Here is a 24,842-nt window from a genome sequence, read left to right on the forward strand (position 1 = left end):
AGCCAGACAACGCGGTGATCAGGCCCAGGAACCAGAACTTCCACTCGTGCGACAAAACCTGCCTCCCCAGAACAATCCCATGGCACACCGCCAAAGGCTCGCCATTATGCATCACCCCTGTAGGAGCTGCCGAAGGCTGCGATCTTTTGATTTTCAACAACTGGATCAAAAGATCGCAGCCTTCGGCAGCTCCTACAGAAAAAACCACCGGTTGCGCATATAGTCAGAAGGCTCGAAAGATCACCTCACATTCAACGCTCAGCCACCTTCAACGCCCCACTCCACCCCCCACCCAGCGCCTTGTACAACGTCACCTGATTGATTTCTCGCGCCAACTCCAGTTGCGCCCATTTCTGCTGCGCATCGAACAACGAGCGCTGCGCATCCATCGTCGAAAAATAACTGTCCAGTCCCGCTTCGAAACGCAAGCGGGACTGGCGATACGCTTCCTGATAATCCCCCACCAGTTTTTTCTGGAACTGCACCTGCGTGAGCATTTCCTGCCGCGCATTCAGCGCATCGGCGGCTTCGCGAAAAGCGTTCTGCACCGTGGCTTCATACGCCGCCGCCTGACCGTCGAACCGCGCGTGGCTGGCATCCACTTGCGCCCGCCGCGCGCCGCCGTCGATCAAGGGCAATGTCCCCGCCAGCGCCACCGACCAGAATTCCGCCGGGCCGCTGAGCAACCGGGAAAAATCCCCGGTCAGGCTGCCCAGCGCACCGGTCAGGGAAAAGGTCGGGAAATACGCAGTCCGCGCCGCGCCGATATCGGCATTGGCCGCGCGCAGCGAAGCTTCCGCCGACATGATGTCCGGGCGTCGTTCGACCAGCGACGAAGGCAAACCGGCCGGCACATCCAGCGTCGCCAACTGTTCGCCCAGCGCACCGGTCGGCAGCAAGCTCACCGGCACCGGCTGCCCGACCAGCACCCGCAATGCGTTAATGTTCTGCGCCACTTCCATGCGATAGGTATTGACCTGCACCGCCGCCGTGTTGGTTTGCGCATCCGCCTGGTGCACGTCGATCCGCGCGCTGGAACCAAGGTTGAAACTCTTGCGCAGCAGTTGCCCGTAGCGGTCCTGGGACTGATAGGTGTTCTGCGCGAGGTCGAGCAAATGCTGATTGGCCTTAAGGCTCAACCAGGTGCTGGCCACCTCGCCGATCAGCGCCAGCCGCGCCGTTTGATAATCCGCCTCGGACGCTTCGAAACGCGCCCCGGCGGCATTGCGCTGGCTGCGGATACGACCGAACAGATCCAGCTCGTAGGACGTAAACCCGCCCGTCGCCTGAAAAGTGTTGGCAATGCTGCCAGAGCTGTCACCGCCATTCGGCGTTCGTACCAGTGGCGGTAACTTGCTGCGTCCGGCGTAGGTGTCGATGCCGATCGTAGGAAAAAGCCCTGACCGCGCACTGTCGTACCCGGCCCGCGCCTCTTCGACGCTGGCCGCGAATTGTCTAAGGCTGCGGTTATTGGCCAAGGAGAGGTCGATCAGCTGGCGCAGTCGGTCATCGACCACAAAACCACGCCAATCCTTGTCGAACGCCTGCTTGCCGACGCAACACTCCCCCGCCGTGTTGGCCGGCCACTGTTGATCAATCGGTGCGTCAGGTTTCTCGTAGGTCGGTTCCAGCGAGCATCCGCCGAGCAGCAGCAAAGACATGAAACACGAGGTCGATAAGCAACTGTTCATGGCGCGCACCTAAAAACGTTGGCCGAGCAAAGCTCGCAAGGGGGAAAGAAGCATTGCCCACAGGCCCGAGCGGCCGACACTGATGGGCGGCAGAACCTGTTTATGAGAACGAACACTGACCGGCCGCCAGCGTGGCAGCGGCAGGTAGGACGATGATCTGATGGGCGTGGGCAACCGCGGCGTACGACGTTTTTCTCCGAGCAACGCCCGACGCAGCAAAGTGCCGAACGCCAGCGCCGGTTCAGCCTTGCTGACGACATTGATCGTCGCGTCACTGAACAGCCGTGCGATCAGCTGTCGGCGCAGCGTTTCATCGAGCTCGACAAAGCGCAGGCCCAACTGGTCATCACCGTGATTGCGCATGACCTCAACGCCCAGCCACCCGAGCTTGTCGATCCACATTTCGCCACACAGCCCCGGCTTGATCGAAGACGCGAATGCGCAATGCAGCGACGCGCCGCTGAGGGAAATATCCACCAGCCGACCGGGGAGGACTTTGCCGCCAAAACGCAAACCGGTGGGTTTGTCGAACGGGAAGCGCTCTTCGCCATGCAACCGTGGGCGGTCGACACACGCCACCAGTGTCGCCAGGTTGTAGACCAGCGCCACCACTGTCCAGCAGAGGTTAAACAGCATGTTGCCGTCAAACGCAGCCGCCGTGCTGATGGCGATGTAGGCGCCTATCTGCGAGAACAGGGTCAGGGCAAAAAAGAACCCGAACAGCTTCCAATGCACCATCGTCTTCGTCCGGTCGAGCCCCTTGGCGGTAACTTTGAACGGTCGCCCAAACGGACGGATCATGGCGCTGGCAATAGTGGCCGTGACGGCGAGCGAAGCAACGATCTGCGTGACTTCGGTGAAAATCGGCAAGGTGCGCCGATCCGTGACCCAGGTTCCGTAACCCCAGAACGCAATCAACGCCGGCATGCCGAACGCGAGGAAGTCCACTGGATTGGCGTAGAACCCGGCAATGCCGAAGTACCAATACAGCACCGGCGACACCAGCATCATCAGAATGAATGGCTTGGAAAACCAGTGCATCAGCCCGTGGATATAGTGCAACCGGTCGTTGAGCGTGTAACCGCCACCGCGCAACGGTCCGTCCTTGAGCAGCGCGACCTGGATAGTACCCAGGCACCAGCGTCCGCGCTGGTTGATGTACTCGGTCAAGCCCTCCGCCGACAAACCAATCGACAGACGCTCATTCAGCCAGCGGGTGACGTAGCCTTTTTGCAGCAATCGATAAGTGGTGTAGATGTCTTCACAAACCGAGCCTGTAGGAAACCCGCCGATTTCGTTGATCAAATCACGACGCACCACGAAGGACGTGCCGACGCAGAACGCTGCATCCCAGCCATCCTTCGCCGGTTGAAACACGTCGAAAAATACCCGCTGCTCATCCACCCAACAGGCGGAGGTGCCGAGGTTGTGTTGAATCGGATCGGGGTTGTAGTAGAACTGCGGCGTCTGTACCAGGCCGACTTTCGGATCGTCGAACAGGCCCAGGGTGCGCATCAGGATCGGTTGCTGCGGCGCGAAGTCGGCGTCGAGCACCAGAATATACGGCGCGTTACTGAGGGTCGCCGACTGCCGCAAACCGTTGTTCAGGTTGCCGGCCTTGGCGTGTGAGTTGTCCGGGCGCCGCGCGTATTGCACGCCAACCTCGGCGCAATAATCGCGCAACCAGTCGCGCCGCGTATCGTCGAGCACCCAAATGGTGAAGTTGGGGTAATCGATGGCCTGCGCGGCAATGATGGTTTTTTCGAGGATCTCCAGGCCTTCGTTGTACGTGGCGATGAAGATATCCACCGACGGTGCGCTCACGCCTAGAGCGCGCAACCGACGCTCACCCGCGTCGGCGTCCTTGCTGTGATCCGAACGACAGAGCATGACGACGATGGAAAACAACGTGTACCCAATCGCCAGCATTTCGAAAAACAGGAAGGCGTAGGCCCAGACCGTGGCAAACCCGGAATGGTCGTCGGGCAACGTGTCGCGAATCCGCCACACCGCGTAGTTGACCAGCAACAACGCGGTGACGGCACCAAACCCGGCGCGCGCGGCCCATTGATCGCGGTGGGTCAGGCAGGTGAACAGAATCACCATCGCCAGCGTCCAGAAGTTGATTTGCAGCAGTTGCAACGAGTCGAGTGCCTGCATGTCAGTCAGCCTCTGTCGAACCGGTAAAGGGATTGACGCCAGTAGCCGCAATCGCCGCCCACGCCGTGGCGCCCAAGTGAGGCAGGTGGTAATAGAAGAAATCGTTGGTGACGGAATCCGGTCCGATCGCCAGCCCGGTACTGATGCGTGGTGACGGTGTCGCAAACAGCCAGCCATCGCCCGCCTCCTGAGCGAGCAACACGCTCCACAGTGGTCGCGCCTTGTCACTCAGGCCGTTTAACTGCGCGACGGCAGCCGCCTGCGCGGTGCCTTCGGTCCACAGGCCATCGGGATCGCGGTTGAAACCGTAGCCATCGCCCGCACGGTGAGCGTGATCGATGAAGGCGAACACTCGCCGCCAATCCTTGGGCGGGTCCTGCAGGGCAATCAGCGGCCAGATCTGTGCGTCCAGTCCCGAGCGCACGCGATCGGACGTCTGGCCATCGGCCCCGGTGCCGATCAGAAACCGCCCTTCCCCGGCATCCCATTGACTGGTAACGAATTGCCGGGCGATCCGGGCTTGCTGCACCGAGTCCTGATCCGGCGCTACCGCGTCGAGTGCCGACCACGCCGCGGCGAGGTCGACGTTATGCTCCGTGGACTTCCAGTTCTGCTGGACCTGCTGGGAAAAGTAGCCGTAATAGCCACCACTGAAGCCGGCCGGTGATTGGCCGTCGTAGGTATTTTTCTGCGACCAGTGAAGGACTTTTCTTGCCGCCTCAAGGTAAGACGCCTCACCGCTTTGACGAAAAGCCTCAAGCAAGGCCAATGCCGCCCACGCCTGATTGCCGGTGGCACTGCTGACCTGGTAGGCGTCCTGGTTCCAGGCATTGCGCTCAGTACTCCAGTAACCGGGCAGTTTTATCGACGGCGCACCGACCGGGCCCGCCGCGTAGGCATTGCGCAAGCGACCGTCCTGATATTCGGGATCGTGGCGCGTGGCAAACACCAAGGCGTCTGCGATGCGTCGCGCCGAATCGGCTTTGCCACAGGCGAACAGCGCAATGCTTGCCAGCGCGTTGTCATACGTAAACGCCACGCCGCGCAAGGCCAGAATCGGCGCAGGTTGACCGTGAAGCGGCGGATAACTGGCCACTAGCACCGGGCCGGCCGGCTGCGATGACACTGCCCGATCCAGGGCTGCGCAGGTCATTGCCGCGAGTTGCGGCCTCGCTTGAGCCGCAACCGCGGTCGCCCCACTGCTGATCAGCATCACTGCGATCATCCCTCGCAAAAATCCGTTCATGGTCGAGACACCTCGGCACTGGCCCACAGCCCCGGATTGCAGGTCATGGCGCGCTGGCTATCAGTCAGGTCTGCGGCAAAGGTGCCGACCACATACACGGAATTCTGCTCGGCATACGGAAACGGCACGCTGTAAGTGTTGGCGCGAATATCCGAAGCGCTGGACAACAGTTGCACCACGCTGGCCTTGAGCGGCTGATCGAGACCACGGATTTTCACCGTGAGCACGCTGTCGCGATCGATCTTGCTGGCCATGCGTTCTGGAAACACCGCGATCACGTAGCTCTGCCCGCAGTCGGTGGCGCGCAGCAAAGTCGATCCGGCCTGCACCAGCGTGCCCTGTGGCGCCAGCAGTTCCTGAACGGTGCCCGGCGAATAGGCAACGACGTCGTAACCGGCCATCAACTTCATGCGTCCCTGTTCGGTTTCGATCAGTTGGTTGAGGTTGTCGAGTTCCAGTTGATAGGTCGCCCGATTGCGCGCCTGATTCTCCAGGCTGAGTTTCAGTGTGGTCATTTGCGCACTGAGGTCGAACATGCGCAGTTGATCGGGGTCGAGGTAAACCTGTTTGTTGGCGGCACTGACGTCACCATCATTGATCCGCAATTGCGAGCGCACCGATTCCGCCGCGCCTTGCAAGGAAGCCAACTGAGCCTTGGAGGAAGCGACCACCGCGCCACTCACCGCGCCTTGCACGAACAACTCGAGGTTGCGTTCGACGGTTTCCTGGGCATCCAACAAGCGCGCACTGGCGGCGCTGCTTTCGGCTTTCAGGGCTTTTTGGGTGAACAGTTGGCGGGTATGAAACGCGGTTTGATACTGCTGACTGGTTTTCTCCAGCGCCTCGTAATACTGCTGATCATGCTCGGCCTGGCTGGCCGACGATGACAACTGTTGTTCAAGGGTGAGTCGCCGTGTTTGCAGCGTCAGCAACGTTTCCTGATTTGCACGCGGGTTCTCGACAACAGCGATTTTCTGACCCTGGATAAACGTCGCGCCCGGTTTGACTTCCAATGCACTCACGACACCGTCGATCGGTGTCGTCAGCAATATCACCGGCGCATTCAGAATCGCCCGCGTGGCAGACGCCGACACCAGCGGCATCAGTAACGTCGACAACAAGAGCCAGACAATAAACCCGAGCACGCCCAAACCGACCAGACGCGGCAACAATGACAATAACCGTGAACGTTCTTGCGCCATGTTCGACTCTCCCGATAAACCAACCGCGTAAAGTCAGGCAATAGCAGGCCGTGACTGCAAGACACTTTTGGCAGGGTGAGCGAGACACAAAGACTTCTATGGACGGCAACTAAGCCGACGCTGTTTATGTGGTTTTATTGTGATGTGAGCAGGAATGAGGTTCCTGTCTTTTTGGAGAGTTGCTATGTTGCGCAGTAAATATCAGGTAACGAGCCCAAGGCAGAGCGGGCGCTGTCATTGGCGACACTAGATACAGTGCCCGTAGGTGTCAAGCATCAGTCTTAAACATTTAAATGGCGTCAAATAGGTAACGCGCATTAAATGGGATGCGCTGTAGATTTTAAAATCCAAAACACCGACAACCCATTAATTTTATTAATAGTTTTTATTTTTTACCTACAAATGAACTTTGCACTGAGAACGAGATAATTCTGTAGACATAGTTGGTCAGATTAAAAAGATATAAGCGTTGCGCAAACAAAAACGCCCCGACAAAGTCGGGGCGTTTTCATGTGCCGCTGATGCTTAGCGCGGGAACGCTGGCGGGTTTACACCGGCCATGTCTTCCATTACGCGAACCACCTGGCAGCTGTAACCGAACTCGTTGTCGTACCAGACGTACAGCACAACGCGGTTATCCTGGGTGATGGTTGCTTCAGCATCGACAACACCGGCGTGGCGCGAGCCAACGAAGTCAGTGGACACCACTTCCTGCGAATTGACGTAGTCGATTTGCTTATGCAGATCGGAGTGCAGCGCCATGTAGCGCAGGTACTCGTTTATCTCTTCACGGGTAGCGGCTTTCTCAAGGTTCAGGTTGAGAATGGCCATCGACACGTTTGGCGTCGGAACGCGGATCGCGTTACCGGTCAGCTTGCCGGCCAGTTCAGGCAAAGCCTTGGCAGCCGCGGTGGCAGCACCGGTCTCGGTGATCACCATGTTCAACGCGGCGCTACGGCCACGGCGATCGCCTTTGTGGAAGTTGTCGATCAGGTTCTGGTCGTTGGTGTACGAGTGAACCGTTTCAACGTGACCGTTGATGATGCCGAACTTGTCGTTGACCGCTTTCAGCACCGGCACGATGGCGTTGGTGGTGCAGGACGCGGCCGAAACAATCTTGTCCTCAGCGGTGATTTCGCCGTGGTTAATGCCGTGGACGATGTTCTTCAGCTTGCCTTTGCCTGGCGCGGTCAGAACAACGCGGTCGATGCCCGGGCAGGCCAGATGCTGGCCCAGACCGTCGGCGTCACGCCATACACCGGTATTGTCCACCAGCAGCGCGTCTTTGATGCCGTACTGGGTGTAATCCACTTCAGTCGGGTTTTTCGCGTAGATAACCTGGATCAGGTTGCCGTTGGCGGTGATGGTGTTGTTTTCTTCGTCGATGGTAATGGTGCCGTTGAACGAACCATGTACCGAATCGCGGCGCAGCAGGCTGGCGCGCTTGGTCAGGTCGTTATCGGCGCCCTTGCGGACAACGATGGCACGCAGACGCAGACCGTCGCCGCCACCGGTTTTTTCAACCAGGATGCGCGCCAGCAGACGGCCGATACGACCGAAGCCGTACAGCACAACGTCGGTGCCTTTGCGAGCGGAGGCGTTTTGCTGGCCAACCACGTCAGCCATTTCTTCACGGACGAACTGCTCGGCAGTGCGGCCATTGCCTTCGACGCGGAATTTGTACGCCAACTTGCCCAGGTCCACCGAAGCCGCGCCGAGCTTGAGCTCGCTCATGGCTTTAAGCAGAGGGAATGTTTCGTGGACGGAGAGTTCGGTATCGTCGGAAGAACGATGGCGAGCAAAGCGGTGAGCTTTGAGAATCGCGATGACAGACTGGTTGATCAGGCTGCGGCCATAGATCGAGCTCACCACGTTGTTATTGCGGTAGAGCTGACCGATAAGCGGAATCATCGCTTCTGCGAGTGCTTCACGGTCGATCCATTCACCAAGACACTGGTCGGGCTTCTGAGTCACGGGAACCTTCCACATGTAGGGGCAGAAAAAAGGGGCTACATTATGCCGCCGAGTGCCTCCCGTAGCAATGCGCGCCTGTCGTGCGATCCGTAACAAATTTCCGTTAAAAAAAATCCGGCACTGACGGAGCCCAGTAAAACCGCGGGTTTCAGCGCAGTCGATTTTTTCGAGACACCGCTGTCTTATCCGTAACCCTCCGTAACACTCGACCGTTTTGCCACTACATAATCAGTGATTTTCCGTAAAAAACCGGCCGATTTTGTCTTTACCACTACATTTCGCCAAACCTGCGTAATAGACACAGTCAGCAACTGACAGGCGGCACCCGGGACCGCTACAATTACCGACTTTGTCGCAACGCTTGGAGCTCAACCTTCCGTGCCCGTTCTGCGTCTACCGCTTCTCCCTGCCGCGGCAGGTAAACAGCACTGGGGCAACCTGCCCGGTGCCGCCCTGAGCCTGGCCATCGCCGAGGCTGCCAGCGCTGCCAAGCGCTTTACCCTGCTGCTGACCGCCGACAGCCAAAGTGCCGAACGGCTGGAACAGGAGCTGAGTTTCTTCGCCCCGGATTTGCCTGTGCTGCATTTCCCGGACTGGGAAACCCTGCCCTACGATCTGTTTTCGCCGCACCAGGACATCATTTCCCAGCGCATCGCGGCCTTGTACAGGTTGCCGGAGCTGAGTCACGGTGTGTTGGTAGTGCCGATCACCACGGCGCTGCATCGCCTGGCACCGACCAAATTCCTGCTCGGCAGCAGTCTGGTGCTGGACGTCGGACAAAAGCTTGATGTCGAGCAGATGCGCACCCGGCTTGAAGCCAGCGGCTATCGCTATGTCGATACCGTTTACGAGCATGGCGAATTTACCGTCCGCGGTTCGCTCATCGATCTGTTCCCGATGGGCAGCAAACTGCCGTTTCGCATCGACCTGTTCGATGACGAAATCGAAACGCTGCGTACCTTCGATCCGGAAAACCAGCGCTCCATTGATAAGGTGGACACCGTGCGCCTGTTGCCGGCCCGCGAGTTCCCGTTGCAAAAAGATGCGGTCACCCGGTTCAAGGCGCGCTTCCGTGAGCGCTTCGATGTCGACTTCCGCCGCTGCCCGATCTTTCAGGATCTGAGCAGCGGGATTACACCGGCGGGCATCGAGTACTACCTGCCGTTGTTCTTCGACGAAACCTCCACGCTCTTCGATTACCTGCCGCAAGACACCCAAGTGTTTTCCCTGCCGGGCATTGAGCAAGCGGCGGAAAATTTCTGGAACGACGTGCGCAATCGCTATGAAGAACGCCGCGTCGACCCTGCCCGTCCTTTATTGCCACCGGCCGAATTGTTCCTGCCAGTGGAGGATTGCTTTGCGCGCCTGAAGAACTGGCCGCGCGTAGTGGCCAGTCAACAGGACGTGGAAACCGGTGTCGGCCGCGAACGCTTCCCCGCTCGGGCATTGCCCGACCTGGCCATCGAAGCCAAGGCCACTCAGCCGCTGGCCGCGCTTGCGGGTTTCCTTGACGAATTTCCCGGTCGCGTGCTGTTCACCGCCGAGTCTGCGGGTCGTCGCGAAGTGCTGCTGGAATTGCTCGAACGCCTGAAGCTGCGGCCGAAAACCGTCGACAGCTGGCCGGACTTCGTGGCCAGCAAGGAACGCCTGGCGATCACCATTGCGCCGCTCGACGAAGGCTTGGTGCTCGACGACCCGGCCCTCGCGCTCGTGGCCGAAAGCCCGTTGTTCGGCCAGCGTGTCATGCAGCGCCGTCGGCGGGAAAAACGCACCGACGCCAACAACGATGCGGTCATCAAGAATCTCACCGAACTGCGCGAAGGCGCGCCGGTGGTGCACATTGACCACGGTGTCGGCCGTTACCTGGGGCTTGCGACACTGGAAATCGACGATCAGGCCGCCGAATTCCTCACCCTGCAATACGCCGAAGGCGCCAAGTTGTACGTGCCAGTGGCCAACCTGCACCTGATCGCGCGTTACACCGGCAGCGACGATGCGCTGGCGCCGCTGCACCGCCTCGGTTCCGAAACCTGGCAGAAAGCCAAGCGCAAAGCCGCCGAACAGGTGCGTGACGTCGCCGCCGAATTGCTCGACATCTACGCCCGTCGCGCCGCCCGCGAAGGGTATGCCTTCGCAGACCCGAAAGCCGATTACGCGACCTTCAGCGCCGGTTTCCCGTTCGAAGAAACCCCCGACCAGCAAACCACTATCGACGCCGTGCGCGCCGACATGCTTGCACCGAAACCGATGGACCGCCTGGTGTGCGGCGACGTGGGTTTCGGCAAGACCGAAGTGGCGATGCGTGCGGCGTTCATTGCGGTCCACGGCGGCCGGCAGGTCGCGATTCTGGTGCCGACGACCCTGCTCGCCCAGCAGCACTACAACAGTTTCCGCGACCGCTTCGCCGACTGGCCGGTGACCGTCGAAGTGATGAGCCGCTTCAAGTCGACCAAGGAAGTGAATGCCGCCGTCGCCGACCTCGCCGAGGGCAAGATCGACATCGTGATCGGCACGCACAAGCTGTTGCAGGACGACGTAAAAATCAAAAACCTCGGGCTGGTGATCATCGACGAAGAGCACCGTTTTGGTGTCCGTCAGAAAGAACAGCTCAAGGCCCTGCGCAGCGAAGTCGACATCCTCACGCTCACCGCGACGCCGATTCCGCGCACCCTGAACATGGCGGTGTCGGGCATGCGCGATTTGTCGATCATCGCGACACCGCCGGCCCGTCGCCTGTCGGTGCGCACCTTCGTCATGGAGCAGAACAAGAGCACGGTCAAAGAGGCCCTGCTGCGTGAATTGCTGCGTGGCGGCCAGGTCTATTACCTGCACAACGACGTGAAGACCATCGAGAAATGCGCCGCCGACCTAGCCGAACTGGTGCCGGAGGCGCGGATCGGCATCGGCCATGGGCAGATGCGCGAACGCGAACTCGAACAGGTGATGAGCGACTTCTATCACAAGCGCTTCAATGTGCTGATCGCCTCGACCATCATCGAGACCGGCATCGACGTGCCGAGCGCCAACACCATCATCATCGCGCGCGCCGATAAATTCGGCCTGGCGCAACTGCACCAGTTGCGTGGCCGTGTCGGTCGCAGTCACCACCAGGCGTACGCGTACCTGCTGACACCGCCGCGCCAGCAAATCACCCCGGATGCGGAAAAGCGTCTGGAAGCGATCGCCAACACCCAGGACCTCGGCGCGGGCTTCGTGCTCGCCACCAACGACCTGGAAATCCGTGGCGCCGGTGAATTGCTCGGCGATGGGCAGAGCGGGCAGATCCAGGCGGTCGGTTTCACGCTCTATATGGAGATGCTCGAACGCGCGGTGAAATCGATCCGCAAAGGCGAGCAACCGAATCTCGATCAACCGCTGGGCGGTGGTCCGGAAGTCAATCTGCGCGTTCCGGCGCTGATTCCCGAGGACTATTTGCCGGACGTGCATGCCCGACTGATTCTCTACAAACGCATTGCCTCGGCCACCGATGAGGAAGGCCTGAAGGACCTGCAAGTGGAAATGATCGACCGTTTCGGCCTGCTGCCGGAGCCGACCAAGAACCTGATGCGCATTACCGCGCTGAAGTTGCAGGCCGAGCTGTTGGGCATCAAGAAAGTCGACGGCGGCCCGCAAGGTGGCCGGATCGAGTTCGCGGCGCAGACGCCGGTCGATCCTCTGACGCTGATCAAATTGATTCAGGGCCAGCCAAAACGCTACAAATTCGAAGGCGCCACGATGTTCAAATTCATGGTTCCGATGGAGCGCCCCGAAGAGCGCTTTAATACTGTAGAGGCACTGCTTGAATGCCTTATCCCGAAAACTGCTTGAAGGACGCCGCATGCGCCTGTTTCGTTTACTGACCTTGCTGACAACCCTGGTCGCCCCCACGGCGTTTGCCGATGACCTGTATCAGATTGAAATGATTCTGGTCCGGCAGAACGCCGTGCCCGCCATCGTCAGCCGCGCCGCGCCGGAAGACTGGGACGCCGGTGCCCAGCGCATCAGCCCGGAAAACCTGCGCACACCGAGCCTGAATGGTGAGGTGGAAAAGCTCACCGCGAGCAACGAATACTCGGTGTTGCTACACAAGGCATGGCAGCAGAACCTGGGTGAAGAAGCCAGCAAAGTCGCGATCAGCGAAGGAACGGAGCAGTTCGGCCAGTTCCCGATCGAGGGCACGCTGAATCTGAAGCTGGGACGTTTCACCGATGTTGATGCAGACTTCTGGGTCAACCAGATCGACGCCAACGGCCTGGTCACTGCCAGCGAACGCCTCAAGCAGGAAAGCCACACCAAGAACGGCCAGCTGAACTTCCTCGACAACGGCCACCTCGGCCTGCTGATCAAGATCACCTCGCTCACCGCCCCTGCGCCTCGGCCAGTCCCCGATGAAATTCCGGACTGATTGAGTCCCTATGACCCTGAGCAAACCCCTCGCACCTTCATGGGTCAGCCGATTCAAGGAACAGAGCCTGGAGCGTGGCCGTCGCTACGCCGTGGAGAATCGCGTCAGGATTGTCGAGGTCGGCGACGCCACCATTACTGCCGCGTGCGAAGGCTCCGGCGGTAACGTTTATCGTCAGACCATTCGCCTACGCGAGTCGGCCAAATCTACGTTGCTGATGGTCGACGCCACCTGCACCTGCCCGGTCCGCAGCAACTGCAAACACTGCGCTGCGGTGCTGCTCAAAGTGCAGGAAACGCTGGCCTACCCCGCCGCCGCGCAAGATGCCGAGCTGCTGGAAAAGCTGCAGGCCGTCCTGGAAAACCGCAGTCCGAAGGCGCCCCCACACGTGTTGGTGGACAACGTGCAACCGGTGCCGCGCCTGTGGCTGGCAAGCATCGAGTTCAGTGCCTTCGAACCGCGCAACGGCAAAATGCAACGCTACATCCAGCATCGCGCGGCGCTGTCCTTCAGTTATCTGGATGAATATGTCAGCGGGCAGAAAAACGCCGATGTCCTGATTCGCCAGGAAACCCAGACATTACGGATAAAACGCCACCCGGAAGTCGAACAGGCCTACAGGGAACAGTTGCGAATCCTCGGCTTCAAGATCGCTACGCGGCAAAGCAAGGCCTTGCCGGAAAGTGCGGGCGAACTCTACGAGATGGTCAACGACAGTGCCTGGCTGACTTTCACCCTGAATGAGTTGCCGAAGCTGCGGACTCAAGGCTGGGAATTGCAGATTGACGAGGATTTCGGTTTCGACCTGACCGCCGTGGACGACTGGTACGCCACCGTCGAACAGGCGCCGGAGCGCGACTGGTTTGATCTGGAGCTGGGAATCATCGTCAACGGCGAGCGCCTGAGCCTGCTACCGATCCTGCTGAACCTGATGCGCTCCCACACTGAAATCCTCAACCCGGAACGCCTCGCCCGTCGGCGCGACGACGAGCTGATCCTGGTCAACATCCCCCATCGCCCAAACTCTGAACATGGCCCGCTGCAGGTCGCCTTGCCCTTCGGCCGTTTGAAACCGGTGCTGGCGACCCTCGGCGAGTTCTACCTGCAAGAGCCCGGCGAAACCACGTTGCGCCTGAGCAAGGCCGACGCGATTCGCCTGAACCCGCTGGAAGACATGCCGCTGCTTTGGGAAGGCGGCGAGCAGATCCGCACCTTTGCCCAGCGTTTGCGCGACATCAAGGACTACACCGCGACAGCCCCCGACGGCCTGAACGCGACCTTGCGTCCGTATCAGCTGGAAGGCTTGAGCTGGATGCAGTCGTTGCGGCAGCTGGAAGTCGGCGGAATTCTCGCGGACGACATGGGGCTGGGCAAAACCCTGCAAACCCTGGCGCACGTTCTCAGCGAAAAGAATGCCGGGCGGCTTGATCGGCCGTGCATGGTGGTGATGCCCACCAGCCTGATTCCGAACTGGCTCGACGAAGCCGCGCACTTCACGCCGCAGCTGAAAGTGCTGGCCCTGTACGGCGCCAGTCGTAAAAAGCACTTTGACCAACTGGCCGACTACGACCTGATCCTCACCACTTATGCGCTACTGCCCAAGGATGTCGAACGCCTGGCCGCGCAGCCGTTGCATGTGCTAGTGCTGGACGAAGCGCAATACATCAAGAACCCCAACAGCAAAGCCGCCCAGGCTGCGCGGGAACTGAATGCGCGCCAGCGTTTGTGCCTGAGTGGGACGCCGCTGGAAAACCATCTGGGCGAACTGTGGTCGCTGTTTCACTTCCTGCTGCCCGGCTGGCTCGGCGACGTGAAAAGCTTCAACCGCGACTACCGCGTGCCCATTGAAAAGCGCGCCAGCGAAGTACGACTTCAGCACCTCAATGGTCGGATCAAACCCTTTCTGTTGCGCAGGACCAAAGAGCAAGTGGCGACGGAATTGCCACCGAAGACGGAGATTATCCATTGGGTCGAGCTCAACGAAGCCCAGCGGGATGTGTACGAAACCATGCGCCTGGCCATGGATAAAAAGGTGCGCGACGAGATCACCCGAAAAGGCGTGGCACGCAGCCAGATCATCATTCTGGAAGCGCTGTTGAAGCTGCGCCAGGTGTGCTGCGATTTACGTCTGGTCAACGACGCTGCCCTGCCAACGCGCGGCAGCACGTCGGGCAAGCTGGATAGCCTGATGGAAATGTTGGAGGAGTTGTTCGAGGAAGGTCGAAGGGTTTTGCTGTTTTCGCAATTCACATCGATGCTTGCGCTCATCGAAGTCGAGTTGAAGAAACGTGGCGTTGAGTATGCGCTGTTGACTGGACAGACCCGTGATCGGCGTACGCCAGTGAAGGACTTCCAGAGCGGCAAGCGTCAGATCTTTCTGATCAGTCTGAAGGCCGGCGGTGTGGGCTTGAACCTGACGGAAGCGGATACGGTGATCCATTACGACCCGTGGTGGAACCCGGCTACGGAAAACCAGGCGACTGACCGCGCGTATCGTATTGGTCAGGAGAAACCGGTATTCGTCTACAAGATGATTGCCAGGGGCACGGTGGAAGAGAAGATTCAGCACCTGCAGAAGGAAAAGTCCGACCTGGCAGCGGGCGTGCTGGATGGGCGCAAGGCCGGGGACTGGAAACTGCAGAATGATGATATTGAAGCGTTGTTTGCGCCGTTGCCGGAGAAGCTGGAGAAGTAGCGGCGGTTGTCAGATCGCCTTCGTCGGATCACCGCTCCGGGCGGCGATCCGGGCGGCGATCCGGGCGGCGATCCGACGAAGGAATCGACTCGGCGTAAAGACCTGTCTCAGCCCTTCAACACCCGCGCCAACGTCGACTTTACCTTCCCCATCCCGTCATGCAGCGCCTGCTCGATCTCGGCCATGGTGATCACCGCCGTCGACTTCCCCGCTGCCGGGTTCACCACCAGCGCCAGGCAGGCGTAATCCAGCTCCAGCTCACGCGCCAGTGCCGCTTCCGGCATCCCGGTCATGCCAACGATGTCGCAACCGTCACGTTCGAGTTTTGCGATTTCAGCGACGGTTTCCAGACGTGGCCCCTGAGTGCAGGCGTACACACCCTGGCTGCTGTAATCGACGCCTTCAGCCGCCAACGCCGCGATCAACTGCTGACGCAGCGGTTCGCTGTAGGGATAGCTGAAATCGATGTGGGTCACCTGTTCAAGGTCATCAGCGAAATAGGTGTGTTCGCGACCGCTGGTGTAGTCGATCAGCTGATGTGGCACGCAGAAATGCCCGGTGCCCATCGCGGCATGAATGCCGCCTACCGCATTGACCGCAAGGATCGCCTCGGCGCCCGCCTGCTTCAGCGCCCACAGGTTCGCGCGGTAGTTCACCTGGTGCGGAGGGAAACGGTGAGGATGGCCATGGCGTGCGAGGAACAACACCTCCTTGCCGGCGTACTCACCGATCTGCACTTCGGCTGAAGGAGCGCCGTAGGGGGTGTCCACTGCCAATGACTGCCGAATGTTCAGGCCTTCGAGCTGAGTCAGGCCGGTGCCACCGATAATCGCGTAAACCGTCATAACGACAAATCCTTATCCAATCAGTTGAGCGTCTTTGAGCGCGCCAATGGCGGTCAGCCAACGCGGGTCTTGACGGTATTCAGTGTTGGCGAACGACTGGCCGCGCATCCGCGCTATGCGCTCGGACGGCTTGACCTTCAGACGCTGGGCCGCGCTCAGCGCAAGTTCCGCAGCGGCGCGGTCGTTGCACACCAGGCCCATGTCGCAACCGGCGGTCAGCGCCGCTTCGATACGACTGGCGGCATCACCGACCACGTGAGCACCGGCCATCGACAGGTCGTCGCTGAAGATCACGCCGTCGAATTGCAGCTCCCCGCGCAAGATGTCCTGCAGCCAGCGACGGGAGAACCCGGCGGGCTGGGAATCGACTTGCGGGTAAATGACATGGGCCGGCATGACGGCGGCCAATTGCTTGCTCAACCTGGCGAACGGCACCAGGTCGTTGGCGCGGATCTCATCGAGGCTACGCTCGTCATTCGGGATCGCCACATGGGAATCCGCCTCGGCCCAGCCGTGGCCGGGAAAGTGTTTTCCGGTGGCGGCCATGCCGGCGCTGTTCATACCGCGGATGAATGCACCGGCCAGCAGCGCGGCGCGTTCAGGGTCACCTTCGAACGAGCGGGTGCCGACCACGGCGCTGCGCTGGTAATCCAGATCCAGCACCGGGGCGAAGCTCAAGTCGAGGCCGACCGCCAGCACCTCAGTCGCCATGATCCAGCCGCACTGCTCGGCCAGGTATTCAGCATTCGGATTGTCAGCGATGGCGCGCATGGCTGGCAGTCGCACGAAACCCTGGCGCAGGCGCTGTACCCGGCCACCCTCTTGATCCACCGCCAACAGCAAATCGGGGCGAATGGCGCGAATCGAGGCGCTCAGTTCGCGCACTTGGCGCGGGGTTTCGATATTGCGCGCAAAAATGATCAGGCCACCCACTTCGGGCTGCCGCAACAAGTGGCGATCTTCGGCCGTCAGCCAGGTACCGGCGACGTCCACCATCAACGAGCCTTGCAGACCAGCAGTCATAGAGATTCCTTGGTAACGATGAATTCGACTCGCACGCATTCGCCGCAGGGGGCTTTGCCCGGCAGGTCGGCGAAAATAATGGGGAGTGAGTTCAGAACGAGAGTCGGCATGGGCGGCTAGCTTAGCGGATGTCAGCTGCCGCGCCCACCCGTGTGCGGTCAAACCTTGGCGGCAACCTGTGTCGATTTGCTGCGCGGACGCAACTGCGCGGTGGCCATGGCCATGTCGGTAACGCCGGTTTCAGCGCGCATGCCGGCCGCCAGGAATGGCACCATCAGCCGCATGACCTGTTCGATTGACGTGTTGACCCCGAAATCGGTCTCGGCAATTGCGCGCAGGGCTTTGATACCGGACATGCTGAACGCGGCGGCACCGAGCATGAAGTGCACACGCCAGAACAATTCGATCGGCGGAATCCGCGGCGCGGCTTCGTTGACCAGCATCATATAGCGGCGGAACACCTTGCCGTACATGTCTTCAAGATAACGACGCAAGTGACCCTGACTTTGACTGAACGCCAGTCCCAGCAATCGCATGAAGATAGAGAGATCGTTGCCGCTGCGTGGCTGCACCACCAGGGCTTGCTCGACGAGAATTTCCAGCAGTTCTTCCAGCGACGGCTTGTTTTCAGGCTTGCCCTGGCGCCGCTCCAGCTCTTTGTCGAGGCTGAGGCAGAACGGTCCGAGAAAGCGGGAGAAGACGGCTTGAATCAGCGCCTTCTTCGAGCCGAAATGATAATTCACCGCCGCCAGGTTGACACCGGCCTTGCTGGTGATCAGACGCAACGAGGTTTCAGCAAAACCTTTTTCCGCGAACAACTGCTCGGCAGCATCGAGAATGCGTTCAACGGTTTCCGACTGGGCCATGGCTACTCCGCCTGACAAACACTTGTTTGAAACATACGTTTCAGCCCTGGCCTTGTCAAGCCTGGCGGTTCGTTTTGGGAATGGTCGGTCAGCTATTTAAGCATACATCTGCGCACTGTTAATCAGGCGGCTGATTGACCGTCTGGCGGCCGGCAAAAAAACGGGCATTGCCAAGATGCTTTCACTGTATATAATCCCAGTCACTGTATAAAAAGACAGAGCGATCAATATGCTAAAGCTGACGCCACGCCAAGCAGAGATTCTGGCCTTCATCAAACGCTGCCTAGAAGACAACGGCTACCCGCCGACCCGCGCGGAAATCGCTCAGGAACTGGGTTTCAAATCGCCAAATGCGGCGGAAGAACACCTCAAGGCGCTGGCTCGCAAGGGTGCGATCGAGATGACCCCGGGGGCTTCCCGCGGCATCCGTATTCCCGGTTTCGAAGCCAAGGCCGACGACTCTACCCTGCCGATCATCGGTCGAGTGGCGGCGGGGGCACCGATTCTTGCCCAGCAACACATCGAAGAGTCCTGCAACATCAATCCAGCCTTCTTCCATCCTCGTGCCGACTATTTGCTGCGCGTCCATGGCATGAGCATGAAGGACGTGGGCATTTTCGACGGCGACCTGCTGGCTGTCCACACCACCCGCGAAGCCCGAAACGGCCAGATCGTGGTGGCACGGATCGGCGACGAAGTGACAGTCAAACGCTTCAAGCGTGATGGCAGCAAAGTCTGGCTAATCGCCGAAAACCCTGAGTTCGCCCCTATCGAAGTCAACCTGAAAGATCAGGAACTGGTAATCGAAGGCTTGAGTGTCGGCGTTATTCGCCGCTAAAGGAGGCTTTATGCAGTTCCCACATACATCACAGCAAGCCCAACTGCCGTTGTTCGAAGCGTTCATGGTGCAGCCGATGGCGCCAATTCTGAAAGACGTGGTCGAGTCGCCCTGGAGCGCCGAGCCTGATGTTTTCAGTGAGCTGTCATTGCGTGGTGCGGCCGGGAACTGCCTTAACCTTCTGGCGCCGATTCTCAGAGAGTTGAGCGAGGACCAGGACGCGCGATGGCTGACTCTGATTGCTCCGCCCGCCAGCCTGACACAGGCTTGGCTACGGGACGCGGGTCTTAATCGAGAACGCATTCTGTTGCTGCAACCACGCGGCGCCCAGAGTGCACACCAGCTGACCTGCGAAGCACTTCGCCTAGGCCGCAGTCACACCGTCGTCAGCTGGCTCAATCCGCTGAGCACAACCTCGCGGCAACAGCTGATCAGCGCAGCCCGGACCGGGGATGCACAAAGTCTGAATATTCGACTGGGTTAAACGAAGCGTGCGTTGGGCAACGCCGGGCTTCTCCAGGGATAGAGAAGCCGATCAGAAAGAGATCAAACAAAGTGACGAACGGGATCAATGAAGGACTCGAGAACTCTCGTCCGTAGTGAAATCACCTTCAACCAAGCGGCCGGCCATCTGTACGCCAACGCTCAACATCGCCTTGGCGACTTCCACATGCTGACCTTGCAGGAACGCCTTGGCATCCTCGGAGAAATCCAAAGTAACCAGAGAACCCTCGTCCTCAGCCCTTCGCAGCTCGATTCGGCCGTCTGGCAACTCAACAATTTCTAGAAAGGACGTTGGCATAAAGGTCTGTTCTCCACGAAAGGCGGGGATTATATAGGCATCGGCCAGGCTTCGCTCGGGATCTTGACCAGATGCTTTTACGAAGAGAAATTTCTGACAGCACCAATACCTGAACCTTTCAGCACCGTCCGTCAAACACACGATTTCTCAGCACTCGTTCAAACCTTCGCGAAAGCGGATTGCCAAGCCTTTGAGGTTCTGACGCCAGCTCTCCAACTCGTCCCGACTCAGCTCCTCTGGCGCGTCTTCCTCATCCAGATTAACGGCCAGAATCAGCGGCTGCATCACATCGCCCTTGGGCTTGTGCGGCGCACGTGGCGGCTGAAACAACGCCGCATGAGCAGACAACAGCTTGGCCAGCCAGGTTTCCGGATTTTGCGCCAGTTCGACCATCTCAGCCATTTCAGGAATAGCGATGGTGTCCAGCACTTCCCGGGTCAACAGCAGCTCTGCCCGAGGCGCATTGGCCTGAGGCAAACGATAGAAACCGGCAATTTCGTGACACAGCCCCAGCAGCGCTCCGTAGAGATGAAACAATGCCGATTCGCGCCCGGCCTGAATCAGCGCCAGGGAATTCATCGCCCGCCCCTCTTCGGCTTTGGCCAGCGCTTCTAGCGACAAGCCGGCGAAATAGATCTTCTGGTTGGTACGGGTATAAAGTTCGTGGGCCATGACGGCAGCCTCCACAACGAAATAATTGCTTCACGCCGGTCATGCAGGAGCGAGCTTGCTCGCGAAGGACGTCAACGATAACGCGGGATGCCTGACACCCCGCGGCGCTCTCAGGTTCATCGCGAGCGAGCTCGCTCCTACAAGGTCTTGCGATTTTAAACCTTCGCAGCCGGTCGCTTGTCCTCGACCTTCCATTTGCCACCATCATAGAACGCCTTCCAGCCAGTCGGCTTACCGTCGACTTCCGTCTGTACGTACTGCTCTTTGGTCTTGCGGCTGTATCGAATCACCGCAGGCAGCCCATCCGGGTCTTTCTTCGGCGCTTCGCAGAGGAAGTGGTACTTCGGATCGATCTCATCCTTGTGCGGCACGATTTCCATGACCAGCGGTGCACGGGTCTCGCGGTTTTTCGGGAACTGGCTCGCGGCCAGGAACAGCCCGGAAGCACCATCGCGCAAGATGTAAGTGTCGTTGACCTTTTCGCATTTCAGCTCGGGCATCTTCACCGGGTCCATTTTCGGCGGCGCCGCGTCGCCGCTTTTCAGCAGTTTGCGGGTGTTTTTGCAGGTTGCGTTGGTGCAACCGAAAAACTTGCCGAAACGGCCGGTCTTGAGTTGCATCTCACTGCCGCACTTGTCGCATTCCAGGCTCGGACCTTCATAGCCCTTGATGCGGTAAGTACCCTCTTCGATCTCATAGCCAGCGCAATCCGGGTTATTACCGCAGATGTGCAGCTTGCGCTTTTCGTCGAGCAGGTAAGCATCCATTGCCGTACTGCAGATCGGGCAACGATGCTTGCCACGCAGCACCAGCGATTCCGACTCACCCTCGTCGTCCGCGGCGATTTCATCGCCCGGCACCAGGTTGACGGTGGCCTTGCAGCGCTCTTTCGGCGGCAGGCTGTAACCCGAGCAACCGAGGAAAACGCCGGTCGAGGCGGTACGAATCTGCATCGGACGACCGCAGGTCAGGCACGGAATGTCGGTCATCACCGGCTGGTTGGCACGCATGCCGCTTTCCGGGCTTTCCGCTACTTCGAGCTTTTTCTTGAAGTCCCCGTAAAACTCGTCGAGCACGCTTTTCCAGTCGCGCTCGCCCTGTGCCACGTCATCGAGATTCTCTTCCATGCCGGCGGTGAAGCCGTAGTCCATGAGATTGGAGAAACTCTCGGACAGACGCTCGGTAACGATGTCCCCCATCTTTTCCGAGTAGAAACGACGGTTGTGCAGCGCCACGTAGCCGCGGTCCTGAATGGTCGAAATGATTGCTGCATAAGTCGAAGGACGACCGATACCGCGTTTTTCCATTTCTTTAACCAGGCTCGCTTCCGAGTAACGCGCCGGTGGCTTGGTGAAGTGCTGGGTCGGATCAAGCTTGATCAGCTTCATCGCATCGCCCTGAGCCATATCCGGCAGCACGTCGTCATCGCCAGGCTTGGCAATTTGCGGCATGACGCGGGTGTAACCGTCGAACTTCAGGATACGGCCCTTGGCGCGCAGCTCGAAGTCGCCGGCACCGACAGTGACGGTGGTCGACAGGTATTGCGCGGGCAACATCTGGCAGGCGAGGAACTGGCGCCAGATCAGCTCGTACAGCCGCTCTGCATCACGCTCCATGCCCGACAGCTTGCTTGGCTCGGTGTTGGCGTCAGACGGACGAATCGCTTCGTGAGCCTCTTGTGCGCCTTCCTTGCTGCTGTAGACGTTCGGATTTTCCGGCAGGTATTTCTTGCCGAACTCGCTTTCAATATAAGAGCGCGCCATCGTCACGGCATCGGCCGAGAGGTTGGTGGAGTCGGTACGCATGTACGTGATGTAGCCCGCTTCGTACAGACGCTGGGCCATCATCATGGTTTTCTTCACACCGAAGCCCAGGCGGTTACTCGCGGCCTGCTGCAAGGTGGACGTAATGAACGGCGCCGACGGTTTGCTGCTGGTCGGTTTGTCTTCACGCTTGACGATGCTGTAGCTGGAAGCCTTGAGCTTCTCCAGCGCGGCCATGGCCTGGGCTTCGTTCAGCGGCTTGAAGGCTTCGCCTTTTTCACGAGCCACGTCGAAGCGCACGGTAGCGCCTTTGGCGGTGCCGAGGTCAGCGTGGACTTCCCAGTATTCTTCCGGATTGAACGCACGGATTTCGCGCTCACGCTCAACCACCAGTTTTACCGCAACCGATTGCACGCGACCGGCAGACAGGCCTCGCGCGATCTTCGCCCACAGCAGCGGCGAAACCATGTAACCCACCACGCGGTCGAGGAATCGACGCGCCTGCTGGGCGTTTACACGGTCGATGTCCAGCTCGCCCGGCTTGGAAAAGGCTTCCTGAATCGCCTTCTTGGTGATTTCGTTAAAGACCACGCGCTTGTAGCGGCTGTCGTCACCACCGATGGCTTCGCGCAGGTGCCAGGCAATGGCTTCCCCCTCGCGATCCAAGTCGGTTGCGAGATAGATGGTGTCAGCATCTTTGGCGAGCCGGCGCAGCTCTTCGATGACCTTCTCTTTGCCCGGGAGGATCTCGTACTTGGCTTTCCAGCCATGATCGGGATCGACACCCATGCGCGAGACCAGCTGCTTGCGCGCCTTCTCTTTCGGCGTGAGCACCGGACCTTCACCCGCGGCGGCCTTGCCGCGCTTGGCGGCTGGCTCTTTGCTGGCGCTAGCCGAACCGCTGGTGGGCAGGTCTCGGATATGGCCGATACTCGACTTCACCACGTATTGGTTACCCAGATACTTGTTGATGGTCTTGGCCTTAGCCGGGGATTCCACAATGACCAGCGATTTGCCCATGGATCAGAAAATTCCTGAATTCTAGAAGTGAAAGGCGGTTGGCGCCTGACGCGGCACCGCTATATATAGTGGCTACAAGATGAGGTCAAGCGCAGGGTATTGCGCGCACTCAGCTTATGGCTTCGAAAAAAGGCTCGGTTCGGCCTGCACCAAAGCAAAGCGTGGCACCTGTTCGCCGTCAACCTCGACCGACTCCAGGAACATGCTCAAGGGACGCACCCAAAAGCCGTAATCGCCATACAGGGCTTGGTAGAAGACCACTTGTTCTTCGGTTTCCGAGTGCTGCGCAACACTGAATACGCGGTACTGCGGACCTTTGTAATGTTGGTAGAGCCCAGGTTGTATCGGCATGCTTTGGCCCTCTCTCAAATCTTTTCAAAAAAAAAACAAAAATAAATTCAGAAAAACAAAAACCGGGGCACTTGGCCCCGGCTTCCGTCAACGGAACGCTTAAACGCGTTCGAAGACGGTGGAGATGCCTTGGCCGAGACCAATGCACATGGTAGCTACCCCGAAGGTGCCGCCATTTTGCTTCATCACGTTCAACAGCGTGCCGGAAATACGCGCACCGGAGCAGCCGAACGGGTGACCCAGGGCAATGGCGCCGCCGTGCAGGTTAACCTTCTCGTTCATCTTGTCGAGCACTTTCAGATCTTTCAACACGGGCAGAGCCTGTGCGGCGAAAGCTTCGTTGAGTTCGAAGAAGTCGATATCGTTAATGCCAAGGCCTGCGCGCTTCAGGGCTTTCTGGGTCGCCGGTACTGGACCATAGCCCATGATTGCCGGGTCTACACCTGCCACTGCCATCGAACGAATCACCGCCAGAGGCTGGATGCCCAGGTCCTGTGCACGTTGCGCCGACATCACGATCATGCACGAAGCACCGTCGGTGATCTGCGACGAGGTACCGGCTGTCACGGTGCCGCCCTTCGGGTTAAACGCTGGCTTCAACGCCGCCAGGCTTTCCAGGGTCGTTTCCGGACGAATGGTTTCGTCGTAGTCGAACAGTTTCAGGAAACCGTTCTCGTCATAGCCCTGCATCGGGATGATTTCGTCTTTGAACTTGCCTTCCACAGTTGCCTTGTGGGCGAGCTGGTGGGAGCGCACGCCGAAAGCGTCCTGCTGTTCGCGAGTGATGCCGTGCATTTTGCCGAGCATTTCAGCGGTCAGGCCCATCATGCCCGAGGCTTTTGCCGCGTACAGCGACATGTGCGGGTTCGGATCGACGCCGTGCATCATGCTCACGTGGCCCATGTGCTCAACGCCGCCGACGACGAACACGTCACCGTTGCCGGTCATGATCGCTTGCGCGGCAGTGTGCAGCGCGCTCATCGACGAGCCACACAGGCGGCTGACGGTCTGGCCGGCAGCGGTGTGCGGGATCTGCGTCATCAACGATGCCATGCGGGCGATGTTCCAGCCCTGCTCCAGGGTCTGGTTCACACAGCCCCAGATCACGTCTTCGACTTCGTTCGGGTCGACCTTGACGTTGCGTTCCAGCAATTTGCTGATCAGGTGCGCCGACATGTCTTCAGCGCGGGTGTTGCGGTGCATGCCGCCCTTGGAGCGGCCCATCGGAGTACGACCGAAGTCGACAATCACGACGTCTCTTGGATTCAAGCTCATAAAATTTCACTCTC

Annotated in this window: 18 protein-coding genes; 5 read left to right on the forward strand and 13 right to left on the reverse strand. The window is 59.3% G+C overall.

All coding sequences use genetic code 11. The annotated features are described in order from the left end of the window. Positions 1-251: 251 nt before the first annotated feature. From F8N62_RS16205 to F8N62_RS16225, 5 genes are all read right to left on the reverse strand, one after another. Positions 252-1,691, reverse strand: a complete 1,440-nt coding sequence (locus F8N62_RS16205; RefSeq protein WP_150711622.1) for an efflux transporter outer membrane subunit — start codon at positions 1,689-1,691, stop codon at positions 252-254. Between the two features lie 9 nt (positions 1,692-1,700). After that, on the reverse strand, positions 1,701-3,851 hold the full coding sequence (locus tag F8N62_RS16210) for a glycosyltransferase family 2 protein (RefSeq protein ID WP_150711623.1): 2,151 nt from the start codon (positions 3,849-3,851) through the stop codon (positions 1,701-1,703). A gap of 1 nt (position 3,852) precedes the next feature. After that, positions 3,853-5,097, reverse strand: a complete 1,245-nt coding sequence (locus F8N62_RS16215; protein WP_150711624.1) for a hypothetical protein — start codon at positions 5,095-5,097, stop codon at positions 3,853-3,855. Continuing rightward, positions 5,094-6,299 (reverse strand): HlyD family efflux transporter periplasmic adaptor subunit, encoded by a 1,206-nt coding sequence (locus tag F8N62_RS16220; protein ID WP_150711625.1) that lies wholly within the window; start codon positions 6,297-6,299, stop codon positions 5,094-5,096. Before F8N62_RS16220 ends, F8N62_RS16215 begins: the two co-directional genes overlap by 4 nt. Positions 6,300-6,824: 525 nt before the next feature. Next, positions 6,825-8,288, reverse strand: a complete 1,464-nt coding sequence (locus F8N62_RS16225; protein ID WP_150711626.1) for a glyceraldehyde-3-phosphate dehydrogenase — start codon at positions 8,286-8,288, stop codon at positions 6,825-6,827. Between the two features lie 363 nt (positions 8,289-8,651). Here F8N62_RS16225 and mfd point away from each other — a divergent pair, with 363 nt between their 5' ends. The 3 genes from mfd to F8N62_RS16240 are packed head-to-tail and all read left to right on the forward strand — an operon-like array spanning position 8,652 to position 15,373. Then, the gene (mfd, locus tag F8N62_RS16230) at positions 8,652-12,101 is read left to right on the forward strand and encodes a transcription-repair coupling factor (RefSeq protein ID WP_150711627.1); all 3,450 of its coding nucleotides are present in this window, start codon (positions 8,652-8,654) and stop codon (positions 12,099-12,101) included. Positions 12,102-12,111: 10 nt separating this feature from the next. After that, on the forward strand, positions 12,112-12,678 hold the full coding sequence (locus F8N62_RS16235; protein ID WP_150711628.1) for a CsiV family protein: 567 nt from the start codon (positions 12,112-12,114) through the stop codon (positions 12,676-12,678). Positions 12,679-12,688: 10 nt separating this feature from the next. After that, on the forward strand, positions 12,689-15,373 hold the full coding sequence (locus tag F8N62_RS16240; RefSeq protein ID WP_150711629.1) for a DEAD/DEAH box helicase: 2,685 nt from the start codon (positions 12,689-12,691) through the stop codon (positions 15,371-15,373). Between the two features lie 107 nt (positions 15,374-15,480). Here F8N62_RS16240 and F8N62_RS16245 read toward each other — a convergent pair whose 3' ends face one another. The 3 genes from F8N62_RS16245 to psrA all read right to left on the reverse strand — a co-directional run bounded on the left by F8N62_RS16245 (position 15,481) and on the right by psrA (position 18,107). After that, positions 15,481-16,218 carry an S-methyl-5'-thioinosine phosphorylase gene (locus F8N62_RS16245; RefSeq protein ID WP_150711630.1) on the reverse strand — a complete coding sequence of 246 codons (738 nt, stop codon included), beginning with the start codon at positions 16,216-16,218 and terminating at the stop codon, positions 15,481-15,483. Between the two features lie 12 nt (positions 16,219-16,230). Continuing rightward, positions 16,231-17,241 carry a beta-N-acetylhexosaminidase gene (nagZ, locus tag F8N62_RS16250; protein WP_150711631.1) on the reverse strand — a complete coding sequence of 337 codons (1,011 nt, stop codon included), beginning with the start codon at positions 17,239-17,241 and terminating at the stop codon, positions 16,231-16,233. Positions 17,242-17,399: 158 nt separating this feature from the next. Next, positions 17,400-18,107: a transcriptional regulator PsrA gene (gene psrA / locus F8N62_RS16255; protein ID WP_150711632.1), complete on the reverse strand. Its 708-nt coding sequence runs from the start codon at positions 18,105-18,107 to the stop codon at positions 17,400-17,402. 229 nt (positions 18,108-18,336) lie between these two features. Between psrA and lexA the strand changes: the two genes are divergently transcribed. Together lexA and sulA are read left to right on the forward strand one after the other, a co-directional pair. After that, positions 18,337-18,945 carry a transcriptional repressor LexA gene (gene lexA, locus F8N62_RS16260; RefSeq protein WP_046026989.1) on the forward strand — a complete coding sequence of 203 codons (609 nt, stop codon included), beginning with the start codon at positions 18,337-18,339 and terminating at the stop codon, positions 18,943-18,945. Between the two features lie 10 nt (positions 18,946-18,955). Beyond that, entirely contained in the window at positions 18,956-19,429 is a 474-nt protein-coding gene (gene sulA / locus F8N62_RS16265) for an SOS-induced cell division inhibitor SulA (protein ID WP_150711633.1), read from the forward strand. Between the two features lie 84 nt (positions 19,430-19,513). Here the strand turns inward: sulA and F8N62_RS16270 are convergent, their stop codons facing one another. From F8N62_RS16270 to fadA, 5 genes are all read right to left on the reverse strand, one after another. After that, complete coding sequence (locus F8N62_RS16270) at positions 19,514-19,747, reverse strand: hypothetical protein (RefSeq protein WP_150582097.1); 234 nt, start codon at positions 19,745-19,747, stop codon at positions 19,514-19,516. A gap of 147 nt (positions 19,748-19,894) precedes the next feature. Beyond that, a complete protein-coding gene (locus F8N62_RS16275; RefSeq protein ID WP_150711634.1) occupies positions 19,895-20,419 on the reverse strand; it encodes a DUF6586 family protein in 525 nt (174 codons plus the stop codon). Positions 20,420-20,574: 155 nt separating this feature from the next. Further along, positions 20,575-23,202, reverse strand: coding sequence for a type I DNA topoisomerase (gene topA, locus F8N62_RS16285; protein WP_150711635.1), 2,628 nt, complete (start codon positions 23,200-23,202; stop codon positions 20,575-20,577). A gap of 114 nt (positions 23,203-23,316) precedes the next feature. Next, positions 23,317-23,553 (reverse strand): DUF1653 domain-containing protein, encoded by a 237-nt coding sequence (locus F8N62_RS16290; RefSeq protein ID WP_150711636.1) that lies wholly within the window; start codon positions 23,551-23,553, stop codon positions 23,317-23,319. Positions 23,554-23,652: 99 nt separating this feature from the next. Next, positions 23,653-24,828 carry an acetyl-CoA C-acyltransferase FadA gene (fadA, locus tag F8N62_RS16295; RefSeq protein WP_008028488.1) on the reverse strand — a complete coding sequence of 392 codons (1,176 nt, stop codon included), beginning with the start codon at positions 24,826-24,828 and terminating at the stop codon, positions 23,653-23,655. Positions 24,829-24,842: the final 14 nt, after the last annotated feature.

The organism is Pseudomonas fluorescens (assembly GCF_902497785.1).
Taxonomy (GTDB): Bacteria; Pseudomonadota; Gammaproteobacteria; order Pseudomonadales; family Pseudomonadaceae; genus Aquipseudomonas; species Aquipseudomonas fluorescens_BO.

Coding starts and splice junctions, on each gene's coding strand:
- F8N62_RS16205 (WP_150711622.1), bottom strand. CDS start 1,691: ATGAACAGTTGCTTATCGACCTCGTGTTTCATGTCTTTGCTGCTGCTC.
- F8N62_RS16210 (WP_150711623.1), bottom strand. CDS start 3,851: ATGCAGGCACTCGACTCGTTGCAACTGCTGCAAATCAACTTCTGGACG.
- F8N62_RS16215 (WP_150711624.1), bottom strand. CDS start 5,097: ATGAACGGATTTTTGCGAGGGATGATCGCAGTGATGCTGATCAGCAGT.
- F8N62_RS16220 (WP_150711625.1), bottom strand. CDS start 6,299: ATGGCGCAAGAACGTTCACGGTTATTGTCATTGTTGCCGCGTCTGGTC.
- F8N62_RS16225 (WP_150711626.1), bottom strand. CDS start 8,288: ATGTGGAAGGTTCCCGTGACTCAGAAGCCCGACCAGTGTCTTGGTGAA.
- F8N62_RS16235 (WP_150711628.1), top strand. CDS start 12,112: ATGCGCCTGTTTCGTTTACTGACCTTGCTGACAACCCTGGTCGCCCCC.
- F8N62_RS16240 (WP_150711629.1), top strand. CDS start 12,689: ATGACCCTGAGCAAACCCCTCGCACCTTCATGGGTCAGCCGATTCAAG.
- F8N62_RS16245 (WP_150711630.1), bottom strand. CDS start 16,218: ATGACGGTTTACGCGATTATCGGTGGCACCGGCCTGACTCAGCTCGAA.
- nagZ (WP_150711631.1), bottom strand. CDS start 17,241: ATGACTGCTGGTCTGCAAGGCTCGTTGATGGTGGACGTCGCCGGTACC.
- psrA (WP_150711632.1), bottom strand. CDS start 18,107: ATGGCCCAGTCGGAAACCGTTGAACGCATTCTCGATGCTGCCGAGCAG.
- lexA (WP_046026989.1), top strand. CDS start 18,337: ATGCTAAAGCTGACGCCACGCCAAGCAGAGATTCTGGCCTTCATCAAA.
- sulA (WP_150711633.1), top strand. CDS start 18,956: ATGCAGTTCCCACATACATCACAGCAAGCCCAACTGCCGTTGTTCGAA.
- F8N62_RS16270 (WP_150582097.1), bottom strand. CDS start 19,747: ATGCCAACGTCCTTTCTAGAAATTGTTGAGTTGCCAGACGGCCGAATC.
- F8N62_RS16275 (WP_150711634.1), bottom strand. CDS start 20,419: ATGGCCCACGAACTTTATACCCGTACCAACCAGAAGATCTATTTCGCC.
- topA (WP_150711635.1), bottom strand. CDS start 23,202: ATGGGCAAATCGCTGGTCATTGTGGAATCCCCGGCTAAGGCCAAGACC.
- F8N62_RS16290 (WP_150711636.1), bottom strand. CDS start 23,553: ATGCCGATACAACCTGGGCTCTACCAACATTACAAAGGTCCGCAGTAC.
- fadA (WP_008028488.1), bottom strand. CDS start 24,828: ATGAGCTTGAATCCAAGAGACGTCGTGATTGTCGACTTCGGTCGTACT.